This window comes from Natranaerofaba carboxydovora (assembly GCF_022539405.1).
GTDB lineage: Bacteria > Bacillota > Natranaerobiia > Natranaerobiales > Natranaerofabaceae > Natranaerofaba > Natranaerofaba carboxydovora.
This window is the reverse complement of sequence record NZ_CP054394.1, coordinates 1,334,100-1,355,617: the sequence shown is the minus strand read 5'-3', so window position 1 is coordinate 1,355,617 and position 21,518 is coordinate 1,334,100. Positions and strand designations below refer to the sequence as shown.

General features: G+C 33.5%; 18 protein-coding genes. 17 read left to right on the top strand and 1 reads right to left on the bottom strand.

Features of this window, described 5'->3' with window-relative positions; genetic code table 11:
* The 11 genes from ACONDI_RS06500 to ACONDI_RS06450 all read left to right on the top strand — a co-directional run bounded on the left by ACONDI_RS06500 (window position 1) and on the right by ACONDI_RS06450 (window position 12,833).
* Window positions 1-684: a M48 family metallopeptidase gene (locus ACONDI_RS06500; RefSeq protein ID WP_241080657.1), complete on the top strand. Its 684-nt coding sequence runs from the start codon at window positions 1-3 to the stop codon at window positions 682-684.
* Window positions 681-1,181: a hypothetical protein gene (locus ACONDI_RS06495; RefSeq protein WP_241080656.1), complete on the top strand. Its 501-nt coding sequence runs from the start codon at window positions 681-683 to the stop codon at window positions 1,179-1,181. The genes ACONDI_RS06500 and ACONDI_RS06495 overlap by 4 nt, the downstream gene beginning before the upstream one ends.
* Entirely contained in the window at window positions 1,154-2,107 is a 954-nt protein-coding gene (locus ACONDI_RS06490; protein WP_241080655.1) for an McrB family protein, read from the top strand. The genes ACONDI_RS06495 and ACONDI_RS06490 overlap by 28 nt, the downstream gene beginning before the upstream one ends.
* Complete coding sequence (locus tag ACONDI_RS06485) at window positions 2,094-3,356, top strand: McrC family protein (RefSeq protein WP_241080654.1); 1,263 nt, start codon at window positions 2,094-2,096, stop codon at window positions 3,354-3,356. Before ACONDI_RS06490 ends, ACONDI_RS06485 begins: the two co-directional genes overlap by 14 nt.
* A gap of 123 nt (window positions 3,357-3,479) precedes the next feature.
* On the top strand, window positions 3,480-3,680 hold the full coding sequence (locus tag ACONDI_RS06480) for a hypothetical protein (protein ID WP_241080653.1): 201 nt from the start codon (window positions 3,480-3,482) through the stop codon (window positions 3,678-3,680).
* A 148-nt stretch (window positions 3,681-3,828) separates the two neighbouring features.
* Window positions 3,829-4,920 (top strand): restriction endonuclease-related protein, encoded by a 1,092-nt coding sequence (locus ACONDI_RS06475; RefSeq protein ID WP_241080652.1) that lies wholly within the window; start codon window positions 3,829-3,831, stop codon window positions 4,918-4,920.
* Window positions 4,920-8,210: a pPIWI_RE_Z domain-containing protein gene (locus ACONDI_RS06470; protein ID WP_241080651.1), complete on the top strand. Its 3,291-nt coding sequence runs from the start codon at window positions 4,920-4,922 to the stop codon at window positions 8,208-8,210. Before ACONDI_RS06475 ends, ACONDI_RS06470 begins: the two co-directional genes overlap by 1 nt.
* Window positions 8,203-10,752, top strand: coding sequence for a pPIWI_RE module domain-containing protein (locus ACONDI_RS06465; RefSeq protein WP_241080650.1), 2,550 nt, complete (start codon window positions 8,203-8,205; stop codon window positions 10,750-10,752). The genes ACONDI_RS06470 and ACONDI_RS06465 overlap by 8 nt, the downstream gene beginning before the upstream one ends.
* A gap of 108 nt (window positions 10,753-10,860) precedes the next feature.
* The gene (locus tag ACONDI_RS06460; RefSeq protein WP_338086486.1) at window positions 10,861-11,415 is read left to right on the top strand and encodes a DUF488 domain-containing protein; all 555 of its coding nucleotides are present in this window, start codon (window positions 10,861-10,863) and stop codon (window positions 11,413-11,415) included.
* A 149-nt stretch (window positions 11,416-11,564) separates the two neighbouring features.
* Window positions 11,565-12,302 (top strand): hypothetical protein, encoded by a 738-nt coding sequence (locus ACONDI_RS06455; protein ID WP_241080649.1) that lies wholly within the window; start codon window positions 11,565-11,567, stop codon window positions 12,300-12,302.
* A 39-nt stretch (window positions 12,303-12,341) separates the two neighbouring features.
* The gene (locus ACONDI_RS06450; RefSeq protein WP_241080648.1) at window positions 12,342-12,833 is read left to right on the top strand and encodes a hypothetical protein; all 492 of its coding nucleotides are present in this window, start codon (window positions 12,342-12,344) and stop codon (window positions 12,831-12,833) included.
* A gap of 24 nt (window positions 12,834-12,857) precedes the next feature.
* Here ACONDI_RS06450 and ACONDI_RS06445 read toward each other — a convergent pair whose 3' ends face one another.
* Window positions 12,858-13,487, bottom strand: a complete 630-nt coding sequence (locus tag ACONDI_RS06445; RefSeq protein WP_241080647.1) for a hypothetical protein — start codon at window positions 13,485-13,487, stop codon at window positions 12,858-12,860.
* Window positions 13,488-13,760: 273 nt separating this feature from the next.
* Here ACONDI_RS06445 and ACONDI_RS06440 point away from each other — a divergent pair, with 273 nt between their 5' ends.
* The 6 genes from ACONDI_RS06440 to ACONDI_RS06415 all read left to right on the top strand — a co-directional run bounded on the left by ACONDI_RS06440 (window position 13,761) and on the right by ACONDI_RS06415 (window position 21,312).
* Complete coding sequence (locus ACONDI_RS06440; protein ID WP_241080646.1) at window positions 13,761-13,898, top strand: hypothetical protein; 138 nt, start codon at window positions 13,761-13,763, stop codon at window positions 13,896-13,898.
* A gap of 167 nt (window positions 13,899-14,065) precedes the next feature.
* Window positions 14,066-14,932 (top strand): nucleoside hydrolase, encoded by an 867-nt coding sequence (locus ACONDI_RS06435; protein ID WP_241080645.1) that lies wholly within the window; start codon window positions 14,066-14,068, stop codon window positions 14,930-14,932.
* 277 nt (window positions 14,933-15,209) lie between these two features.
* Window positions 15,210-16,925 carry a potassium channel family protein gene (locus ACONDI_RS06430; RefSeq protein ID WP_241080644.1) on the top strand — a complete coding sequence of 572 codons (1,716 nt, stop codon included), beginning with the start codon at window positions 15,210-15,212 and terminating at the stop codon, window positions 16,923-16,925.
* Window positions 16,926-17,038: 113 nt separating this feature from the next.
* A complete protein-coding gene (locus tag ACONDI_RS06425) occupies window positions 17,039-17,779 on the top strand; it encodes a sulfite exporter TauE/SafE family protein (protein WP_241080643.1) in 741 nt (246 codons plus the stop codon).
* Window positions 17,780-17,909: 130 nt separating this feature from the next.
* Entirely contained in the window at window positions 17,910-19,949 is a 2,040-nt protein-coding gene (locus tag ACONDI_RS06420; RefSeq protein ID WP_241080642.1) for a transporter substrate-binding domain-containing protein, read from the top strand.
* The gene (locus ACONDI_RS06415) at window positions 19,942-21,312 is read left to right on the top strand and encodes a sigma-54-dependent transcriptional regulator (protein ID WP_241080641.1); all 1,371 of its coding nucleotides are present in this window, start codon (window positions 19,942-19,944) and stop codon (window positions 21,310-21,312) included. The genes ACONDI_RS06420 and ACONDI_RS06415 overlap by 8 nt, the downstream gene beginning before the upstream one ends.
* The last annotated feature ends 206 nt before the right edge of the window (window positions 21,313-21,518 follow it).

Sequence of the window (21,518 nt, the reverse complement as noted above, 5' to 3'; positions counted from 1 at the left end):
TTGAGGCAGTATAAAGATATCAGCTACGAACTTGAAAAAAGAAAAAGAAAAACTATGAGTATTTATATAGAAAGAGATGGTACAGTAAAAGTTTTGGCTCCTGAAAAGCTTTCAATAGAAGAAGTCGAGGAGGTAATTGAACAAAAAAGATACTGGATATATTCTAACTTAGAAGAATGGCGAGAATTAAACAGGAAGAAAAGAAATCGGCAGTTTGTAAATGGAGAAGGTTTTTTATACCTGGGCAGGTCTTATCGCCTTAAATTAGTAGAAGACCAAGATGTACCCTTAAAATTATACCGGGGGTACTTTTATTTGAGAAGAAAAGATGTAGACAATGCCAGAGAAATCTTTAAAGATTTTTATAGGGAAAAAGGGCACAAGAAGATTTCAGAAAGGGTGGATTATTACAAAGACAAGCTTGGAGTTAATCCATCGTGTGTTAAAATTATGGAACTAAAAAACCGTTGGGCTTCATGCTCAGACAATGGTACTGTTAACTTCCACTGGAAAGTTGTAATGGTCCCCATAACAGTTATTGATTATATAGTGGTACATGAATTAACTCACTTTATATACAAAAATCATACGGATGCGTTCTGGAATACCGTTGATAAAATTTTACCTGATTATATAAAAAGAAAGGATTGGTTGAGAGAGAATGGGGCTAGTTTGGAGTTATGAATAAACAATTAATGGAGTTTTTTAGAAATGAAAAAAATGGCTTGATAAATGATAAGCAATTAGAAAAAATACTTGATGACATATTATATAGTTTAGAGAATAAATCCGACAGGGCATGGGATATGAGACATGCTATCTTGCACATGGCTTTTCCAGATAATTATGAACCCATTATATCGACTAAACATAAAGAACAGATTGCAGATACTTTTAAAGAGCGTATCTCAAAAGAAGATAGAGATAAAGACATAGAAGAACAGTTATTCCAGATTAGACAGAGTTTCGAAGAAGACTATCCAGACACATATTTTAATTTTTATCTGCCAGAGATATTTAAGCAGTGGAAAGAAACTAAACCTGGCAAAAAACAGCAGGATGGACCTGAAAAAGATAAAACGGATAATGAGGAGAACGATACTGAAGATCCCGTGGAAGAAGATCCACAGCTCGATGAACTATTTAGCCTCTTATGGAGGCAAAAGCAAATAATACTGTAGGACCTCCAGGTACAGGCAAAACTTATTATGCGCTAAAGTTTGCAAGGGAAATAATTGCCCAAAATAACTTTGAAAAAAGTTACCATGAGCTTACAAAATCAGAAAGACAATACTTAGATTTGGAACAGGCTTCTGAAAACTATCTTTACTTCTGTACTTTTCATCCTGCTTTTGGTTATGAAGAATTCATTGAAGGATATAGGCCAAAACCAGGGGAGAAGGGAAGCCCTGAATTTGTTCTACAGGAAGGCATTTTTAAAAAAATGTGCCAAAAAGCCATGGCAAATCTAGACAAAACCTTTGTATTGATTATCGATGAGATAAACAGGGGAAATATTCCTCGAATCTTTGGAGAATTAATAACCTTACTTGAAAAGGACAAGCGTTATAGGGATGAAGATAATAAAGGTGTAGGCGTTGTACTACCTATGTCTTCTGAACCTTTCTATGTGCCGGATAATGTTTTGGTCATTGGTACTATGAACTCAGCAGATAGAAGTATAGCTTTGTTAGATGTTGCCCTTAGAAGAAGGTTTGGATTTTTTGAACTAATGCCTACTTCTGAGCTATTAGAAGGTGAAGAAGTAGAAGGAATTAATTTAGGAAGTTTTTTGGAGGAGATTAACAGCCGTATTGCAAAGGAAGTAGGAAGGAACTTTCAGATCGGGCATTCATATTTCATGGAACGAGAAAGACCAATAAAATATATTGAAGAGTTTTCCAATTGTTTTAAAGACAAGATTCTTCCACTTCTACAGGAGTATTGTTATGATGATTATTCTCGCCTATCTAGAATTTTGGGATCATCTTTTGTAGATGTAGAAAGCCAATCCTTCAAACAGGAGATCTTCCTGCCCAAAAATAAAGAACGTCTAATCGATGCACTTAAAAGTTTTACTGAGGTGGATCAAGTTGATAAAGATTAAAGAATGGTCAAAGAAATTTTTCCCGGGGTATCATCTCTCGCCCCGGGATGAACTACATATAATGGACTTAGCTAAAAGAGGCAGTGTCTATATTAATTCCTTCTCAAGTGGAATCCAAGTAGAATCTACTTCATTTATAGGTACTGTATCTTTTGATAATTTTCAGCTTGTAATATATCCGAAGATTAATAACAACAAAAAGCTTCTAAAACTAATATCCTATACTTTAGAATTAGAAGATATATTGACCTATGAGAAGTATCTTGAGAGTAACCTAAATGAAGGACTGGTGACGGACCTTCTGGTAGCATGTCTTATTAAGGAAATAGAAGCTTTGATCCAAAAAGGATTACTAAAACGATACAGAGAAAGGGAGGAGAATGTATCATTTATAAGGGGAAAGGTTCAATTCTCTAGGATGGCAGGACAATATGCCAAGGCTTCAATGGCCTTACCCTGCAGATATGAGGACTTAACGATTAATATTTTAGAAAACCGAATCTTGCTTGCTACTTTAAACCAGGTTTTGCCGCTTATTAGTTCTGCGCCACTTAAACATAAAACTCAATTTGTCAAAGATATGTTATCAAAAGAAGTATCTCATTGTTTATTATCTAAAGAGATGTTTGATGAACTTAATAGAAATAAAGACCGTCTTGCAGGTTATTATGAAAAGGCTTTTGAGCTTTGTTATTTAATCTATAATGGTCTTATGTTTGAATATGAAGGTAGCACCAAATCATTACACCCTTCCTTTTTAATTGATATGAATCAGCTGTTTGAAAGATTTATAGCAAAAGCTCTTCAAGAAGTTGCTCCAAAAGAAGTAGATATTTACTATCAAAAAAGTATAGGCAGTTACTATTATAACTCTTCAAATAAAAAAGCAAGTACTATGTACCCAGATTATCAGGTGTATAAGGAAAACACAGAACTTTTCATAGCTGATGCCAAATATAAGCTATATGATGAAATAAGAGTCAGTCAAAGTGACCTGTATCAGTTGACTGTGTATTCTATGGTAGGTAATTTCAGTAAAGCAGTAATCTATTACCCTTCAGATAAGGATAATAGGAAAAAAGAGAAAGATAAAAATGATACTCTTAGATTAACACTTCCTGATGGAAAAGCAATATATATAACATTGATGGGGCTACCTTTAGAAGAATTAATAGAAAGTATTAGTCATGATGGGAGTACAATTATAAGTGAATATAAAGAAAATCTCATTGAATATTTTTTTAAATAGTGCTTATACACTAATTGTAAAAATCTCAACTTTATTTTAATTTTTACACCGTAGAGCTCACCAAGTACTGCAGCTGCGATTGTATTAGATAGAAGAGCAAACGGTTGGCAGGACCTGCAAAAGTTGTATCAAGTAAATAAGGAAGTTTTAAAGAAGTACAAAGGCTTAAAAGTAGCTATTTCTGTATTCGAAGGTTCTCATTTAAAAACCCAATTACCCTTACTAGAAGAATATGAGGTTGACATGGAAGTCTGCACACCAATATATGATCGGTTTTATAATCAGTGGCAAGGTGAAGTTGTTGTTGAGGGAAGGTTAAAATAGTTTAGAATGAGTATAAAAATAATGTAGCCGAAAGACCAGGTTATAATTTTTCCTGGTTTATCTATTTTCCTGACAAACAGTTGGCAAAACATATTGTTAAAATATTATTGCAAAGTAAATTCTATTCTTATGAAAGGAAAGCTCCTATATGGATACTACGGCTTTTAACAAAGATTTTCCTGAAAAGATCATTAGTTATTTAGCTACTGGTTTTGTTAAATGGGACTTTAAGTTATGTGAAGAAAATAAATTCTATCCATATCCTGAAGAGATTAAGGTTGGTTGGGACAGGTTGGCTGCTTATTGTATTAATCATAGCATTTCATTTCCAGAAAACCTTAAGGATTTGCTGGAATTTTTTCATAAACCAATTTCAAATTGGGGGATATTAGATGATAAAAAAATATTTAGTGATGAAGCTTTATTAGAAGATGGTATACCTACTGAAACATGTAATCAACTGGCTGTCCAGACAGGGGATATAGAGGCTGAGTTAACCCAAAGACTGCTTTTAAAAGTTAGAGATGTTTGCAATTTGGAAGATGCACCAATCGACTATGTAATATTTAGAGAATTCATTATAAAACACCCTACAATCAAGAAAAAAAAGCTTATAGATTTTAAGAACAATCCTGATAGCGGTTGTGCTGCAGAATACATAAGTGAAGCTTATGAAGATATACCTGCGTCTGCCTTTTTTAATGGGAAAGTGTATAAATGCAGTAATTGTGGTTGGATTATTGAATGGAAAAATAACAGACCGGCTTGTGATAGTAATTTATGTTCATACTATACTAATCAATTTAACGACCCAGAGCCAGAAGTTTTAGAAACCCCCAAAATGTATCAACGATTAAAAAGGGGAATTCAGCGATTTATTGCCCGTCCTGGTAGATGGGAATTAGAGCTAGCAAATAAACTGCAAAAATTAAATTTAAAAATAGAACTTTGGCCTGATTTTGATAAATATGACCTACGTATAACCTTCCCAGATGAAACAGTGTGGGCTGTAGATGTAAAAGACTGGTCAAATCCATACTTATTAGCTAAAAACGCAACTATACCTGATACACCTTACTGGGATAAGGCATTTATAGTTGTTCCAAAGTATAGAAAAGATTCGTTTCCAAACTATAAACAAATTTTTATTAATCATAGTAACAATCAAACAGGAGTAAGTTTTGATTTTGATAATGAATTTATCAAAAGAGTAAAAGAGCTAGGAAAGGAAGGAAACTAATGAGAGACATATCTTCCTGGAAAAAGAAAGCTGCTAATGAGCTTAAAAGGATTTTAGATGATAATTCACCTTTGTACTCAAAGCGAATATTGGATATTGAGCTTGGTCTATTTTTATGGGAACAACTTGCTCCAAAAGAAAATTGCAAAGACCTATGGGTAATATTAGCAGGATATAACTTTAACACAGATTCTTATAATGAATTGACAGTCGAGCAAAGAAAAAAAATATCCAACCTAAGGTTTTACTTGCAAAATTATAAATCTAGAAGATTTTGGGAAGAATGTATTGATAAATACAAAGAGATAACTGATAGGATCAGACTTTATAATATTGATGATGAAGGAATGCTAGAGAGAAAAAATCCAGGTGTTTTATCAACTAGGCCTCATTTGTATGAAACTACAATTAGAACATGCCCGAGGCACAAGGTTGAAGATAGACAATGGATCAAAACAGGAAAAGAGGTCTACTTTTGGAATGACCGCAAATTAAACTCTGCTATAATACCTTCATCATGGGAACAGCTTAAAAATTCGCAAGATTATAGGTTGAATTATCCTGACAAAAAAACAAGATCCGCTATAAGTGTAAAGTTAAAAGAGCTATATGAAACTGCTAGATGGATGGATGACAAATTTCCCGGGGATAAAAGTTGGTATTCTCGCTTAGAAAGAACTGATTTAGAAATCCTACTAGATAATGACAAACAAGATATAGATTCCGAGGATAAAACTTTAACTTTAGATGGTGCATTTCATCTTGTAGGAATGGTTAGTTCTGGTAAGTCAACATTAATGGAAGTTCTAGCAGTTTGGGCTGCAAAAAACAACTTACATATCACTATAGTTTTGGATACTATTGTCTCTGTAGTAAATTTTGTAGAGGTTATGAGAAAACTTAATATTAATGCTGCTCCTATTTTAGGCTCTTCAAATAAAACAGAGCAGCTTAAAAAAGTACACCAAAATAATAAAGTTAATAGTTTGGACCCATGGCAAGAAGAAAGTTTAGATGTTTTTGACTGGCTGAGTACAAGTTGTCCTTTAAATGGATTGAGTAGCAACACTACTTATTATCTTGAACCTGGAAGAGAACCTTGTCATCAATTGTTAGAAGAAAACCCAAACGAAGAAGATATAAAACAAAAGAAGAAAAGTTGTCCGGCTTTTTATAATTGCCCTACTCATAAGAGTAGTCGATCTCTAAACATAGCAAATATTTGGGTTGCTACTCCTGCTAGCCTTATTTATACTAGATTACCATGGCAAATTGATAGTCGCCGGTTGCGTTTTTTGGAAGCGGTATATAGAAAATCAGACGTAGTTGTATTTGATGAGGCTGACAGAGTACAATTACAGCTAGATAGTTTTTTTACATCAGAACAAATGTTAGCAGATGAAACTCGCATTTCATGGTTAAACCAGCTAGGCAATGAAGTTGAAACATCGTTTTATACCTATGGTAGAGCTCAACTACTTCACAGAGATATTAATAATTGGTATCGTAATCACCAAAATATTCAAGGCGCTGTTAATAATGTTCATACCATGCTTAATGATAACGTTACTCTAAAAAAATGGGTGCGGGGGGAATTTTTTACTACACAGTGGTTAATAGAGAAGTTTATAGAAGAAATAAAGCTTGAAAAAGAACAAAATGATTTTAATGCTAATACTGAAAATATGGAAGCTCAGCTCGAAAGTTTTAGAAGAGACCCCTTTGGAGAGAGAGTTGAAAATCCAGGTTTACTTAATGAAACTGCTGCTTTTACCTTTCTTGGTACTAACTCAAACCTTTTACAACATAAGTTTGTTGATTGGTTGACTATGTATGATATAACTAGTGCTAATATTAATAAAGAAAATTTCTATTCTATCCTGACCAAATTAAAGTTTATAATTACTTTAGCTGTATTAGAGAGATCGCTTTGGACAATTTTAAGGGACTGGGATTTAGCAGAAGAAGAGTTCAATTTGGTTGCTGAAAACTTAGAGTTCTTTAAAAATACATTATGGGATTACATACCTTTAGTTCCAGAAGCTCCACAAGGAAATGTTTTTGGCTTTAAATATTTCGATAATGGCCCCCAATTCGATAATAAAAACAAAAAAGTAGGGAAATTGTTAGCATTTAGAGCTATGGGAGTTGGGAGAGAACTGTTACTAAATTTTCATAACCTGTTTGTTAAATCAGAAGAGATATATGGTCCTCATACACTTTTAATGTCTGGAACTAGCTGGGCGCCAAAATCACCTGCTTATCATGTGCAAATTAAACCAAACGGTATATTAAAATCACCTAATGAAGAATTAGAAGCTATCAAAAAGAGTAACTTTATTTTTGAACCTGGTTGTACTCAAGATGGCGAGCCTATAAGTGTTTCAGGAAAATCAGGGATTGAACGGGAAAATAACCTTGAAAGGTTAATCAACTATCTTACAGATCAATCATTAAATAATAAATGCAAATTAGAAGAGGAACTAGATAACTTGGATGAAGATAGAAAGAGAATATTATTATTGGTTGGAAGCTATGAAGAAGCTAGTATAGTCAAAAAACAACTTGATGCTACTCGCATCTGGTCTGAAGATAAAATTTGCAAACTGATAAAGGATGATCAGGTAGATTTTGATGGGACAGTAATTAGAAGAGGAGAAGTTGATAAATTTGCAACCTATGAAGCAAAAATCTTGGTAGCTCCGTTGCTGGCTCTTGAAAGAGGTCATAACATATTGAATAAGGATAATGTAGCAGCCTTTGGGACAGCTTATTTTTTAGTACGTCCAATGCCTGTTCCTACTGACATTATGCAAGATGTTTTGTATCTTAACCACTGGGCAATAAATAGAAGACAAACTCAAAACAAATGGGAAATATATAACGTTGGAAATGTTGGAAAAGAATTCAGACGTGAGGCAACTAAGATATGGCAAACGCGTTTAAGTAAATATAAAGATTTTAAGTCTTTGTCTAAGAATGATCGTGAAGCTTTATGCTGGACTCAATTAGTCCTTATTTGGCAGGTTATAGGCAGGTTAATTAGAGGAGGTCAGCCAGCTAAAGTTTATTTCAGTGATGCATCTTTTGCTCCAAACACGGCAAAAGAAGAGGGGAAAGACACCTCTGAAACCAGTTTACTTGTAGGAATCAAAGAGGTATTACGACCATATCTAGGTAAATATGCTAAAGAAGATAATATCAGTCAATATGAAATAAAGATTGCTAATGCCTTGTATGATCCTTTGGCTGAGGCACTTGAAAATATGAGGGGGATAAAAGATGAGTAGTGGTAACAAATTAATTCCTTTATCATTTGTTCCATCAAAAGATGCTGATGTTTATATAGATTTTTATGTTTTATTCCTACCTGAAAAATGGAAAGAAAAGCTAAAATCCATATATCAGCTAGAAACTGGAAAAGATTATAATATACCAATAAAATCCTTAAACTCTGTTATCAGAGCATTATTCCCTGAGATAATTGATGTGAATAAAAATGCTTTTAAAAAAGATAATTATTGGATTATCTCAAGTCGTGAGATAAACTTAGAGCGATTTCGTGAAGTCATTAAAGCATGGATTAATGCAGAATTTAATAATACTAAGCCAGACAGGGTTAAAATTATTCATGAACTTATTGATACAACTGAATTAAACTGGGAAAAAGAATATACAAGCCTATTTAACACAAATACTCATGAAAATGGTACTGCAAATCCAAGATCTTATTATTTCAAAAGTGTCCCATCATATTTGTGCAACAAATTAATAGGCCAAAAATTGTATCTGAATGATAAAATTCTCAATTTTGAACAGTGTGACCCATCGACACTAGTTTCCTGGCCACCGATCATTTATAAAAGTAGCAAGAATGAGTTTTCTTATTCGTTCTTTTTGACATTTTCTGTAGAAACAATTCCTTATTATGAAAAACCAGTTATTTTAGTTAACCCAGGTATTAAAAGATGGGTTACTACTAGTCTTCAAAATAACGGGTATATTAAATTACCTTCTAAAGAACATATAACAACTTATTTGAAGTCTTCCGCTTATTGGTATGATGAAAAACAGTCGCCAGGTTTTACTGAAACAAGCTTATATCTAGAAAACTACGGTGAAGGGAAAGTGAGTTGGGGGAATAAAATCAATAAAATTCTATCAAACCTCACCTTGAATACTAAATTGCCAGAGCCAAATGAGTTAATTAGAGACCCTGGTCATTACTTGTATAATAATGATCCTACTGCTGCTATCGTTTATGGCAATGCTTTAACTGAAATAAAGCATAGAGTTGGAACAGGTTTGAGTTTAAAGGATAAAAAAGAAATTTTTGAGCAAATAGATAATGTGTTTTCTGAATTAGAATCATTCAAAGAAAATTTTGAGTTAAATAGACGAAAAATAGTAACTAGCTCTACACCTTTAAGGATTGCACCTAAAAATTTGAGTACAAAAGAATTCGAGGATGAAGATAACTATAAAAAAGATAGCAGTAAAAGAGTCGAGCCTAAGCATAGTGAGCTTAGACAGGAATTAGCAGATAATATAGGTGGTGAATTAAATTTTGAAATTTTACACCAGACTGATGTTACTAAAAATGCCCTTGAAAAATCTATTATTTCAATTTTAGGACTTAAAGATTATCAAACAGATATAAATGGAGTTTATAAAACTCCGGAAATTAAAGTATTTATAAATAAAAGGGAAATCGGAGATTGGGCTGATAAGTTAGACAAAAATTCCTTTAAGAAATCAGAAACTGAGAGAATAAATAAAATAACTAAAAAGGCCTCCTTTCCTCAAGTGCCTACAGGAACACTAATTGAGTTAGATGATAAAGATTACTTTGGCAAAAGTGATCCAAAATCTGCTTTGCGTAAAGGGTTAGCTAAAACCAAAAGGGTTTCTCAGTTTATTACTCCTGAATATAGAGAAGCTGAAGATAAAAAAAATAATTTAATAGAAAGAAGCGAAAATGCAGTTTTAGACTTGATAAGGCAACTAGGGGTTTTGATATCACCACCTCATGTTATGTTAAAATCTAATGATAGTAAGTTGCCTGAAGAATATTCAATATTTGCTATTTGCCTAATAAATCTAAATAGAAGAAAAGGAAAGAAAGGTGAAAGTGCAAAAATTCCAGTAGCAGTATATATGCATACTGGAAAAACTGAAGTGAAAATAAGCTACCCCGGTTCTGAAGGCTGGAAAAATTATCGTGAAGGTTTAATTGATCTAGCTAAATATAAAGCTGATAAAAAGTTAGATGATAAAAAAATAATCGAATTTATAAGCAAAGTTATTAACAATGATGCAGTTAATGCTGGCCCTTCTCTTGTTTTAATTGAGGCATCTAACATAAGACGGTATTGGAAATGGGTACAAGATAAAAACATAAGGTCAAATGAGCTTTATTTTGATAACCCAAAACATCTAAAGTCAAAGAATGATTGCCCAGATCTTAGAATAATTCGAGTGCGTGCTGGCAAAGAAACACCAACGTGGTATGGTGAAAACAATAATAGAGAAACTGGCTTTACCTCTGGCGTATTTGAGGTAAACAAAGGAATATATTGGAGTATACCCCCAAAAGGAAAGACCCAAAAAGGGATATCTGGTAAAATTTCTAAAATTAAAAGCCCTCAAAAGACTTTTCAGGCTAATAAGATACTAGAGATTCTACCCGCTATTATATCACCAGAAGACAGTTCTCTAGAATGGAGTACTGTAATACACAGGTTAAGGGCTATGTCAGTACATTATGAAGATTCTACTACTTTACCTGCACCTTTACATTTGGCGAAAAAGGCAGAAGAGTATTTATTATAAAAGTGACTGATATATTGAAGGTTAAAAGACATGTCTATTACCAGTTGAGGTAAAACCTTTCTAGTAAAAGTTCCAAATGACATGATTTAAACTAAAAAGGAAGGAGTAATAATTATTAAGTTTATTTATACCTTAGGTCACTCAAATCATCCTACTGAAAATTTAATAGAATTATTAAAATTACATAATATCCAAGTAGTAGCAGATGTAAGAAGAAATCCTTTTAGCAAATTTGTTAAACAGTATAATCGAGAAAGTTTAAAAAAGAATCTAGAAAATGAAGAATATGAATATATTTTTTTAGGAGATATAATGGGAGGAAAGCGAAGTCCTAATGATTCGCTTAATATAGATAAAGGGTTTAAAAGGATTTATAATGAGACTGAAATGGGGAAAAATGTAGCTTTGTTATGTGCTGAAAAAGACCCCACCAGGTGTCACAGAAGTTTTCTCTTAAGTCCTTTTTTTGTTAGACGAGGTATAAATATTTACCACATTCTAGCCAGTGGTGACTTGATCTCTCATCAAGATTTAGAAGAAAAGATGCTTGAAGAATTTTGTCCCGAATATAAACAGATTTCCTTATTTGATAACAATAGGTCCGAACTTATTCAAGAAGCGTTTAAAAAAAGAATAAAAACTAAGCATAAAAAAATGTTTTGATCGCTAAGTAGATGATTGATCTAAGCTACAAAAATGTTGCAGACTTTTTTCTTCTTTTTTAATGAATTATCAAATATCACCCTTTTGGGTGATATTTTTTTGTGCCATTGCTGGTAAAATAAGTACAAACTAACAGGGGAGTGATTGTATTGCGCAAACTGCTGATTCTTTTGCTTTTCATAATAATTGTGCCGGTTTTATTACTAGGTTATATAGGCATAATCCCGGGTGTATCCGATATACTAGGCAGTAACCGCCCGCGGGACTTAGGGGTGCGTCCGGAATACTACGAGAATTTGCAGAGCGTCCGGGGGAAGCTATCTGGGATGAGGTTAGAAAACCCAGCAGACATCATACTGACCAGTGAGAATGAACAAGAAGCCTGGGAAAGGCTAAGTACCATAAATTTTGAGCCGGTTGCCGTAAACACTGGATTTTCCTCGGAAGAGTTTACCAGTTTACTGCAAACAGGCAGCTGGTATAACTGGCCCCTATACGATGTGCAGACGCGCTTTAATCCTGACGGCAGCGCCGAAGTTTCCGGCATGGTTGATGCGGATAAATTACGTGGGTTTGCAGTTCGAACGGGCATTTCCGCTGAGGCTTTTGACAACTTCGCGACCGATTTGATTTTGAACAGGGATATGCCTTTCTATGCTCGTGCACAAGGAGCGGTGGTCAACAACCAGGTCGACCTGCAGATATCTAGAGTAGAACTAGGGCGCGCTCCTTTGACTGCTCTGGCCAACCGCTACGAGCATGATATAGATGTTTACTTGACCGATGGGATCGCCAAAATGCCTCAGGTCTCTGTGACACGCCTGGACGTTCAAGATGGCGAATTGAGGTATGATGGTGAGTTGCCTTCGTGGTCACCCCACTGGTAATCAGTTCAAAAATGGACTTTCAAAAAGGAGGAATAATTTATGAATCGAAAAATAGATCGCATGAAGATGCGTAAATGGTTACTGTTGGTGTTGGTCATGTTGATCTCGTTGACGCCGCCCTTTATTCCCGGCTGTTTTTGTGATGACCTTTTCGAAGAAGGTGAGCCTCAAGAAAGAGAAGAAGGGGAAGATGAAGCCGCACAAGACATGACGGAACCGATGGAAAATACATGGACAGAACCAGATACGGGGAATGAAGTTACAACAACGAGTGTTAGGTATGTAGGAAGGGACTATCATTCTTATTATTGTGAGAACCTGGGACGCGATGTGGTTACCTATTATAAGAGCTATAAGTATCCTGGACTGTCGAAGCATCGGCAGTACTATATACCTGTGGAGGAATACGGAGACGGGGATCTCACCGTGGAGGATGTTGGATTTGATGAGTTTAGAATAGTTGAAGTCTATGATAAGGAGAAAGGGGAATGGGTAGAAACTACCGGCATAGCGGCTCCTGGTTTGAGGTAGGGTGCATATTAATAAATTTAAATGTTAACCTTTTTTAACAACTGCACCATTGCACCTGCTGACAATATAATCTAATACCATGTCGAAATTTTCACTTGGAACATAAACTTGATTTCTTTCCAAAAATTCATTAAGGTATATAACACTGCGTCTTTTTTTTGTTACAATTTTTCTAACTTTTGAGAACTCGGAATAAGAACTTTTTTTGAAATAAGATAAAACTCCAGCGCCTACTATAGTTGGGTTAGAACTAACTATACCTGCTGCTATACCTAGAATATTAATTGCTTGACTTTTCTTTATATTTTTATCTAATTGATTGTGCTTAACACCTACTTCATCCATTTCAAATAAGACACAATATTTGCCACCATACAAAATTGCTACAATTGGATAAGACAAAGCTAACAATGCTAACATGATAGGCAAAATAATACCAAATACAGTTAATGAAGCTTTAAAAGCTTCTACAAATCCACTTTCAAATAAGGTGATTAAACCTACTATAGTAACCGGGAAAAAAGAGGCAAGCAAAAATACTTTTAATAAACTGATAATAATAGTTGGGTTTTTCCACAAACTTAGCTCATAAATCCACCTTATTACTCCGTCCTCGCATTTGTAAAACTCAGAATCACATGTATAAAAGTTCATAAATATCATCTCCTTGCTATCTGGGAGTTTGAACTTAACTTCATGTAATATATTATAAGATAACAAAGGCAAAATTGTATCACCCTTAAAGGTGATATAGCGAACCAATAAAACAAAAGTTGCAAAATAACTTGCAATTTATTACAGATGCCATGTTATAATTAGGTTAAGTTAGATTTTGATGTGGCAAGGATTAAAACTGTAAATATTATGACAGCTAATAGTCAAATTAATCTGTTAAAATGAATCTAAAGAAAAATAGGAGGTGTCAAGATGAGGAGTTTTCTTTATACTTTAGCAAGATTATTGGGGGATTTTAACGCTGTTAAGAAGGGCAGAGTTAATCAAAGGGTGAAGAGAAGGGTAGCTGGTAGAGCTACTGGTAAACTGCTAAGAAATTTGTTTAAGTAAAAAATTAAAAAAATTTATAAACTAGACGACCGGATAGAAGAGGGAATCAGAAATAATATTAAAGAGGTTAGAGAAAGATTTTTTGACAGTTGGTCTCCCTATAAAGACCAGGTTAGGAAGATCGATATGATCGATTGGCTTTGGTAGCTCTAGGGAAGGTGTATTACATGAGAAATGAACAAAAAAACATAATAATATTTACAGATCCCGGTATGGATGATGCTATTGCTTTAATCTGGTTAGCCAAACAAAAGCAGATTAACATAAAAGGAATTGTACCAGTCGCCGGTAATCATAACCCAAAACAAACACATCGAAATACAAAAAAACTTTTGTCAATGCTAAATCTTAGTCATATTCCTATATTCTCTACATTAAATTATTCGCAAAACTATAATATATTATCTTCTATCCACGGAAAGGATGGAATGGGTGACATCACTGAAAGAATAGAACTTGGGAACTTTAGCTTTGATGTAAGAGATTTTGGAGATATACAAGCTATTACAGATGAAAGCTATGAGATTTTGTCTCTTGGTCCTTGTACTATGCTGTTAAAGTTTTTAGAATCTAAAATAACTAATAAGCCTGAAATTATAACTATTATGGGAGGAGCTTATAAAAGAAAAGGTAATTACAAAAACGGCCATGAGTTTAATTTTGGTATGGATCCATCCTCAGTTGAGAAAGTTTTTTCTAACACCGAATGTAGGCTAAAGGTTGTTCCTTTGGATGTAACCGAAAAACTAAAAATAACCTCAGATATTATACAGTTTAATCATTTCAATAATTATTCAAACGGCGATAGCTTACTATTTGAATTTTGTAAAAGGTACTTAGAGCTAGCAAGAAAGCGAGGCGTTTTTGTTGCAGTTGCCCATGACCTAGTGGCTGCATTATCGCTTCTTTATCCAGATATCTTCACTTACAAAAAGGGTAAATTAACTTTGGAAAAAACAAAACTAAAAATTAATCAAGGGGACAGGGACCAACTAGCTGTAGACGTAGATATCAATGAAATCAAAATCGTTTGAAAACACCTTGCTGATTATAAATTTAATATCAGGAAGGTGTTTTATTTGTAAAAAGTATTTTTGATATTATCTTAGCTGCTCCAAAACTTCTTCTATATCAGCTATAATCTAAGTCTAATGAATAGAAGGTCGTAATATTATTTTTGTCGAAATAACTTACTTTAGAAAGCAAAATTTGTAACTAACTTTGAAAAAATGATACAGAAGATGAAAGAAAATTATTGATCATAAATTGAAAATTGATTAAATTCTAAATACTTGGTGGTATAATAATAACATGAAATTAATCAAAAACCTTTTCCCAAACAAAAATAGCAAATCAAATAATGAGTTATTAGTAGGTTTTAATAAAGTTACAGATTACAGTATGTGGTTACTTTTTAGAGTGTTTTTTATTGGTCTATTTCTGATTATTTTACTCATACCTATCGTAAGGTATCTAATGGCTACTTTTGAGGGACGAGAAATTACTACAGGCCAGGCAATAGTCTTTATAATGCAAACCTTAACAACCACTGGATATGGGGAACTTTTGCCATTTGATTCTTATCCAATGATAGCTTTATCAATATTTTTGATGGTTTCTGGTGTTTTCATTATATTTATGATAGCCGGAACTCTTATGGCTACTTTGATCGAAAAACGTATAACTCCAAAAGCACCAAATCATACTGAAATAACCGGACATGTTGTCTTTACAGCTTTCAACAGTTCTGTTGCCCAAACAATAAAATTATTAGAACGAAATAATATCCCTTATGTTGTGGCCTCAGAAGAACAATCTGACGCTGTTACACTTATGAGAAAGGGAATAAACACAATATGCGTTAACCCAAGGTATGACGAAGGGTTAAAAAACCTAAATATTGAAAAAGCTCGTCTTGTAGTAGTTACAAATGATGATACAGTAAATATAAATATAACTTTAGGCATCTCTACTATGAGTAATACCCCTGTTCTTGCAATGATGGAGAACAAAACAAGGGCAGAGCTTGCTTATAATGCTGGTGCTAAACATGTTGTCAGTCTTGAAGAAACCCTCGGTCAACAGCTAGTTGATTTAATACTTGCTAATGCAAGTCCAACAGAGTTTCTAAAACTAATCAATGTAGAAGTCTCTACTGACATAATAAAACAGCTAAAGCCAAGTATTATTCATATTGGGTCACATGATAAATTTAACAAACAAACTATCGGTGATATTAGGATAAGAAGTGCTACTGGAGCTACGGTAGTAGCTATATGGAATGAGGATGGAACAGTTACAGCACCATCTGCTAAGACTATATTGGATAATTCTACTCTTATAGTCCTTGGGCCTCAAGACAATGTTGATCACCTTGCAACATTTATGGGTGGACCTGGTCCGGGTGGACATGTAGTTTTGGTTGGCGCTGGAAGAGTGGGGCAAGAGGCCGGCAAAATGCTAAATTATGCTGGTATCTATCCTGATGTTATAGATATTAAAGAACGGCCTTTATACTTTAAGGGAAACCTTATAACTGGTGATTCGACAAAAACTTCTGTTCTTCAGAAAGCAAAAATTGAAGAGGCTGATACGTTGATTTTAACCATTAATGATGACAGTATAAATATCTTTACTGCACTTAATTGTAAAAAACTAAATCCCAATATAGATATTGTATCTAGAGCTGTTAGTACAGACGTGGTCGACAGATTACATCAAGCAGGCGTTAACCACGTTCTATCAGAAACAATAATGGGCTTTCAGCTTTTGCAGGTTGCTATGGTTGATATGGGGGTACTACCCAAGCTTAGTAATTATTTGATTCGTGAGATTAAGTGGAATAGGGAGCCTACAAAATTAAGAGATTTAACTGAAAGAAACAAAGTTGATGCTAAAATAATCTGTATAGTAAGAGAAAACAAGGTTTTGGAGCCATCAGCGGAGTTAGCTTTAAACAAAAACGATCTTATTGTAGCTTTGGGAAGCTTTGAAGAAATTAAAGAGCTAGCAGATTTATGCTATTAAAGAAGAGGTTTTTTTGAATGGGTGATATCACTGAAACTTCAGGCCCTGCTATTTTAGCTTTGACATAAGAGATTTTTGTGTAATACAAGATTAAATAAACGGAGGAGAAATCTTTGGACGAAATATTAAAACTTATAATAACTTTTCTCGGAGGCGTCGCAGGAAGTTTTGTCAACGTTATGGCTGGAGGTGGTTCTGCCATAACTCTTGGTACATTAATGTTATTAGGGCTTGATGCTTCAGTTGCTAATGGTACTAATAGAATTGGCTTGTTAGTTCAGAATATATCCGGAGCAGTTACATATTCCTATGAAACTAAAAATGATACCAAAAAAAGTCTTTATTTGGGATTATTAACAGTGCCAGGAGCCTTACTAGGATCTTATCTAGCTGTTATAGTAAGCGATTCTTTATTTGAGAATATTCTTTCCTTTGTAATACTTTTTTTAATAATATCCATATTTATACCCACTGAAAAATTATTAAAAACTTCAAAAGAACCAAATAAAGTATTGCTCTATTTAGGTATGTTTGGAATAGGGTTGTATGGAGGATTTATCCAAGCTGGAGTAGGACTTTTGATCATATTTGTTTTAAAAAATTTGTTGCAAATAAGTTTAGTACAGATTAACATGCATAAGGTATATATAGTCTTAACATATACTGTTCCAGTACTTTTGATATTTGGATTTACAGGAAATATACTTGCGAAGTATGCTATAGCATTAGCTTTAGGAACTGCTATAGGTGCCTTTTTATCTGTTAAAGTTTCTGTGAAAAAAGGTGATAAAGCTGTAAAAATAGTCATAGCTATAGTATTTGTTTTAATGGCTATTAGATTTTTCGCTTTTTAACACTTTCTCTCTTTAACCTCTTTCCATATTAACTAAATAAAATACAGCAGGTAATATATTTTTTTTGTCGAAAATTGTGATACAGTATTAAATGACTTATAATAGAATTCATTATTAGGTGGTAATCATTATGTTGGAAAGGTGGAAGCTACTAAAAAATCCTGTTGTGCTTTTAGTCATGTTGATAGCTCTATCTATCTCATGTCAAGCATCCATATCAACAGGATTAGCAGTAGACAGAGATCCTTTAGTTGTGGCATATGATCCCTATTTACCTCCTATTCAGTACAAAGATGATGAAGGAAAAGCAAAAGGCTTTAGTGTGGATATTATAGAAAAGATTGCTAAAGAAAATGATTTTTCAATTAAATATATTCCTTTATCCCTTAAAGAGAGCAGAGTAGCATTACAAAACAATGAAATTGATATAATCCTGGGTATAAATTATACCCAGGAATTAGATGATAAAGTGAACTTTACCGAAAGTTATTTTACTTCGTCTGCTGGGCTTGTAGTATCCCAAAGTAATGAAAGGATTGAAAATGTAAGTGACCTTACTAATACACTAGTAGCTCTTCAATACGGTACAGTGGAATATAATTTTCTCAAAAATTTAAGAAGAATTAACTATAATGTTACCAATAATCAAGTATTGGCTTTAGAGCTGCTAGCAAAAGATAGGGCGGAAGCTTATGTAGGAGAAAGATATACACAAAATTATTTTTTGGAAGAAACTAATATGGGTGAAGAATTTAAGTTAGTATCTAGTTATGTAGCACCTATAGAATACTCTATGGCGGTGAGTTTAGAAGATAGAGAGCTTCTTGGCATGCTTAATAGCAGTCTTTCAGATCTCAGAAGAGAAGGTATATATAATGAAATATATCAAAACTGGTTTGTTGATGAAAGATCAGCTATAGATAGGTTTTTAAGAACTCTAGTTATAGCAATGAGTGTGGTATTAACAGGTTTCGCTTTCTTTATAGCAATTGGTTATAGATGGAATAAGCAACTTCAAAAAGAAGTGGATAAGAAAACTAAAGATTTAATAAACACCTATCAGATGAAAAATCAGGTGCTAGAAAGTAGTCCAAGAGGAGTATTAGCTTTTGATTTAAACGGTGTTATAACTAGTTACAATAGCAGAAGTGCTGAAATAGCTGAGTGTAAAGAGCACCTTGAGGGGATGAATGTAACAGAGATAGATTTATTTAATAAAATCCTAGAAAATCATCATAAAAATTTAAAAGAGTCTTCTGATTATGAAAATGTAGAAGAATTTATAGGTCAAGAGATCAATTGGCAAAACAAGCAGAACAAAGAGTTAACTATTAGATATAATGTGTATCCCTTATATGATTATCAAAAAGAAAAGATAGGTACCATCTTATCCTTTGAGGATATTACAGAAGAGAAGAAAATACGCGAAGAAATGTATGATAGGGAAAAAAGTTCTGCTTTAAATAGGGTAGTGGCAGGTATTTGTCATGAAATCCGAAATCCAATAACCTCTGTAAAAACTTTCACAGAACTTCTTCCCCTAAAATATGAAGACCCCGAATTCAGAAAAGAATTATCAACTTATGTACCTAGTGAAATGGATAGATTAAGTAACTTAATTGAAAATCTGTTTGATTATGCTAAACCTAAAACCCAAACTAAAGAAGTAGTATGCTTAACAGATATAATTGATTCATGCGTAGTATTATGCAAACATTTGATAAATCAAAATGGAATTAAAATGGAAGTTAATATTGAAGAAGATGTAAAAATCGAAGTGGAAAAAAACCAGTTAAAGCAAGTTATGTTAAATTTAACGTTAAACGCTGTATCTGCTATAACAGCCGAGTTTGAGCATGTAGATGCAGATGATAAATCAAGTATTAATGATAGCGAAAAAGAAAGGAAAATAGTTATAAAAGGTAAGAGAAGAAATAATAAAGCGGTAATTAGTGTTAAAGATACTGGTCGAGGAATGACCCCCGAAGAACTTAAAAAGGCCGTTGAACCTTTTTATACGACAAAAAAGGTTGGAACTGGGTTAGGTCTTGCCCTTTCAAAGCAGTACGTTGAAGAAAATAGTGGAAAGTTAAAAATAGATAGTGTTCGGGGACTTTATACAATAGTTTATTTAGAATTTCCGATTAAGGAGGAAAAGGGGCATGACTAAAATATTGGTGATTGATGATGAAGCTGCTATTTGTTCTTCTCTAAAATTCGCCCTTGAAGATAAATACGCTGTAATAACTACTACAGACCCTATGGAGGGAGTTAGGCTTGCTCAAGACAACAATATAAACCTGGTCCTTCTTGACTTAAAGTTAGGAGATGTAGATGGCATATACGTATTAGAAGAGTTAAAAAAAATTGATAGTGAACTAGTAATAATTATAATGACAGCTTACGGAAGCATTCCATCATCAGTAGAAGCTGTTAAAAAAGGGGCTTACACATATTTGACAAAGCCTCTTAATACCAATAATCTATTAGAACAAGTCGAACAGGCTCTAAAGGATCAAGAGTTTTTTTGCCTTAATAACAATACAGAGGACGATAATATAAATAAACATAATTTTAATGGAATAATTGGTCAGTCCCCCAAAATGAAAAATGTTTTCAAAATGATTGAAAAAGTTAAGGATGTTAATACAAATGTCTTAATTTCCGGGGAGAGTGGAACAGGCAAAGAGTTAGTTGCTAGAGCAATTCATTATTCTGGGAAACGAAAAGAAGGTCCTTTAGAGATAGTAAATTGTGCCGCAATTCCGGAAAATTTGTTAGAAAGCGAACTCTTTGGCCACAAGAAAGGTTCTTTTACCGGAGCCCTATCGGATAAGGCAGGTAAATTTAAGTTAGCTGACAAAGGGACCATTTTTTTGGATGAGGTTGGTGAAATGCCTATGCCTCTTCAATCAAAGCTTTTACGGGTTCTTCAACAAAGAGAAATTACTCCTTTGGGTGAAACAAAACCAGTTAAATTGGATGTTAGAGTTATAAGTGCTTCAAATAGGGATTTAAAAGAAGAGGTTAAAAATGGTACTTTTAGAGATGATTTGTATTATCGTTTGAAAGTGGTAGAGATTAATATACCACCATTAAGGGAAAGACGTAAGGATATATCCTTCCTTATAAAATACTTTATGGAAAAATATAACAAGGAATTTGATAAAAATATAAAAGGTATTACCTCAGAGGCAAGAAAATACTTGCTTGGATATGATTATCAAGGTAATGTTAGAGAGCTAGAAAATATAATAGAAGCGGCTATGGTAGTCTCAGAGGATGAATATATCGATTGGTTCCATCTTCCTGAGGGCATTATAGCAGGTTCTGATGCAGCAAGTTTTGCTAAGAAGAAAGAAAATATGTCAGAGTTAATAGGCAAAAACTTAGAAGAAGTAGAAAAATATTTTATAAAATTAACCCTTAAGCAAAACCAAGGTCATAGGAAAAAAACTGCTGAAATGTTAGGCTTAAGTGAAAAAGGTTTGAGAAATAAAATTAAGAGATATAATATTGATACTGATGAATAGAAGCTTATATTAAAATATTTAAAAAATGTTTAAGAAGGATTTAAGAAAAGTTTAAGAAAAAGGGGAAGTAACTTCCGCATCGGAATTTACTTCCCCTTTTTTTAGTATATATAGCTCCAACTTTTAAGGTTATACCCTTATCTATTTAAATAAGAAACTTGGCACGATATTTGCGAATTATATAAATAGATTGAAAAATTATATGA

Bases quoted from the DNA above. Each gene is read 5' to 3' on its own strand.
- ACONDI_RS06495 (WP_241080656.1), top strand. From the start codon at position 681: ATGAATAAACAATTAATGGAGTTTTTTAGAAATGAAAAAAATGGCTTG.
- ACONDI_RS06490 (WP_241080655.1), top strand. From the start codon at position 1,154: ATGGAGGCAAAAGCAAATAATACTGTAGGACCTCCAGGTACAGGCAAA.
- ACONDI_RS06475 (WP_241080652.1), top strand. From the start codon at position 3,829: ATGGATACTACGGCTTTTAACAAAGATTTTCCTGAAAAGATCATTAGT.
- ACONDI_RS06470 (WP_241080651.1), top strand. From the start codon at position 4,920: ATGAGAGACATATCTTCCTGGAAAAAGAAAGCTGCTAATGAGCTTAAA.
- ACONDI_RS06465 (WP_241080650.1), top strand. From the start codon at position 8,203: ATGAGTAGTGGTAACAAATTAATTCCTTTATCATTTGTTCCATCAAAA.
- ACONDI_RS06450 (WP_241080648.1), top strand. From the start codon at position 12,342: ATGAATCGAAAAATAGATCGCATGAAGATGCGTAAATGGTTACTGTTG.
- ACONDI_RS06445 (WP_241080647.1), bottom strand. From the start codon at position 13,487: ATGAACTTTTATACATGTGATTCTGAGTTTTACAAATGCGAGGACGGA.
- ACONDI_RS06440 (WP_241080646.1), top strand. From the start codon at position 13,761: ATGAGGAGTTTTCTTTATACTTTAGCAAGATTATTGGGGGATTTTAAC.
- ACONDI_RS06435 (WP_241080645.1), top strand. From the start codon at position 14,066: ATGAGAAATGAACAAAAAAACATAATAATATTTACAGATCCCGGTATG.
- ACONDI_RS06430 (WP_241080644.1), top strand. From the start codon at position 15,210: ATGAAATTAATCAAAAACCTTTTCCCAAACAAAAATAGCAAATCAAAT.
- ACONDI_RS06420 (WP_241080642.1), top strand. From the start codon at position 17,910: ATGTTGGAAAGGTGGAAGCTACTAAAAAATCCTGTTGTGCTTTTAGTC.
- ACONDI_RS06415 (WP_241080641.1), top strand. From the start codon at position 19,942: ATGACTAAAATATTGGTGATTGATGATGAAGCTGCTATTTGTTCTTCT.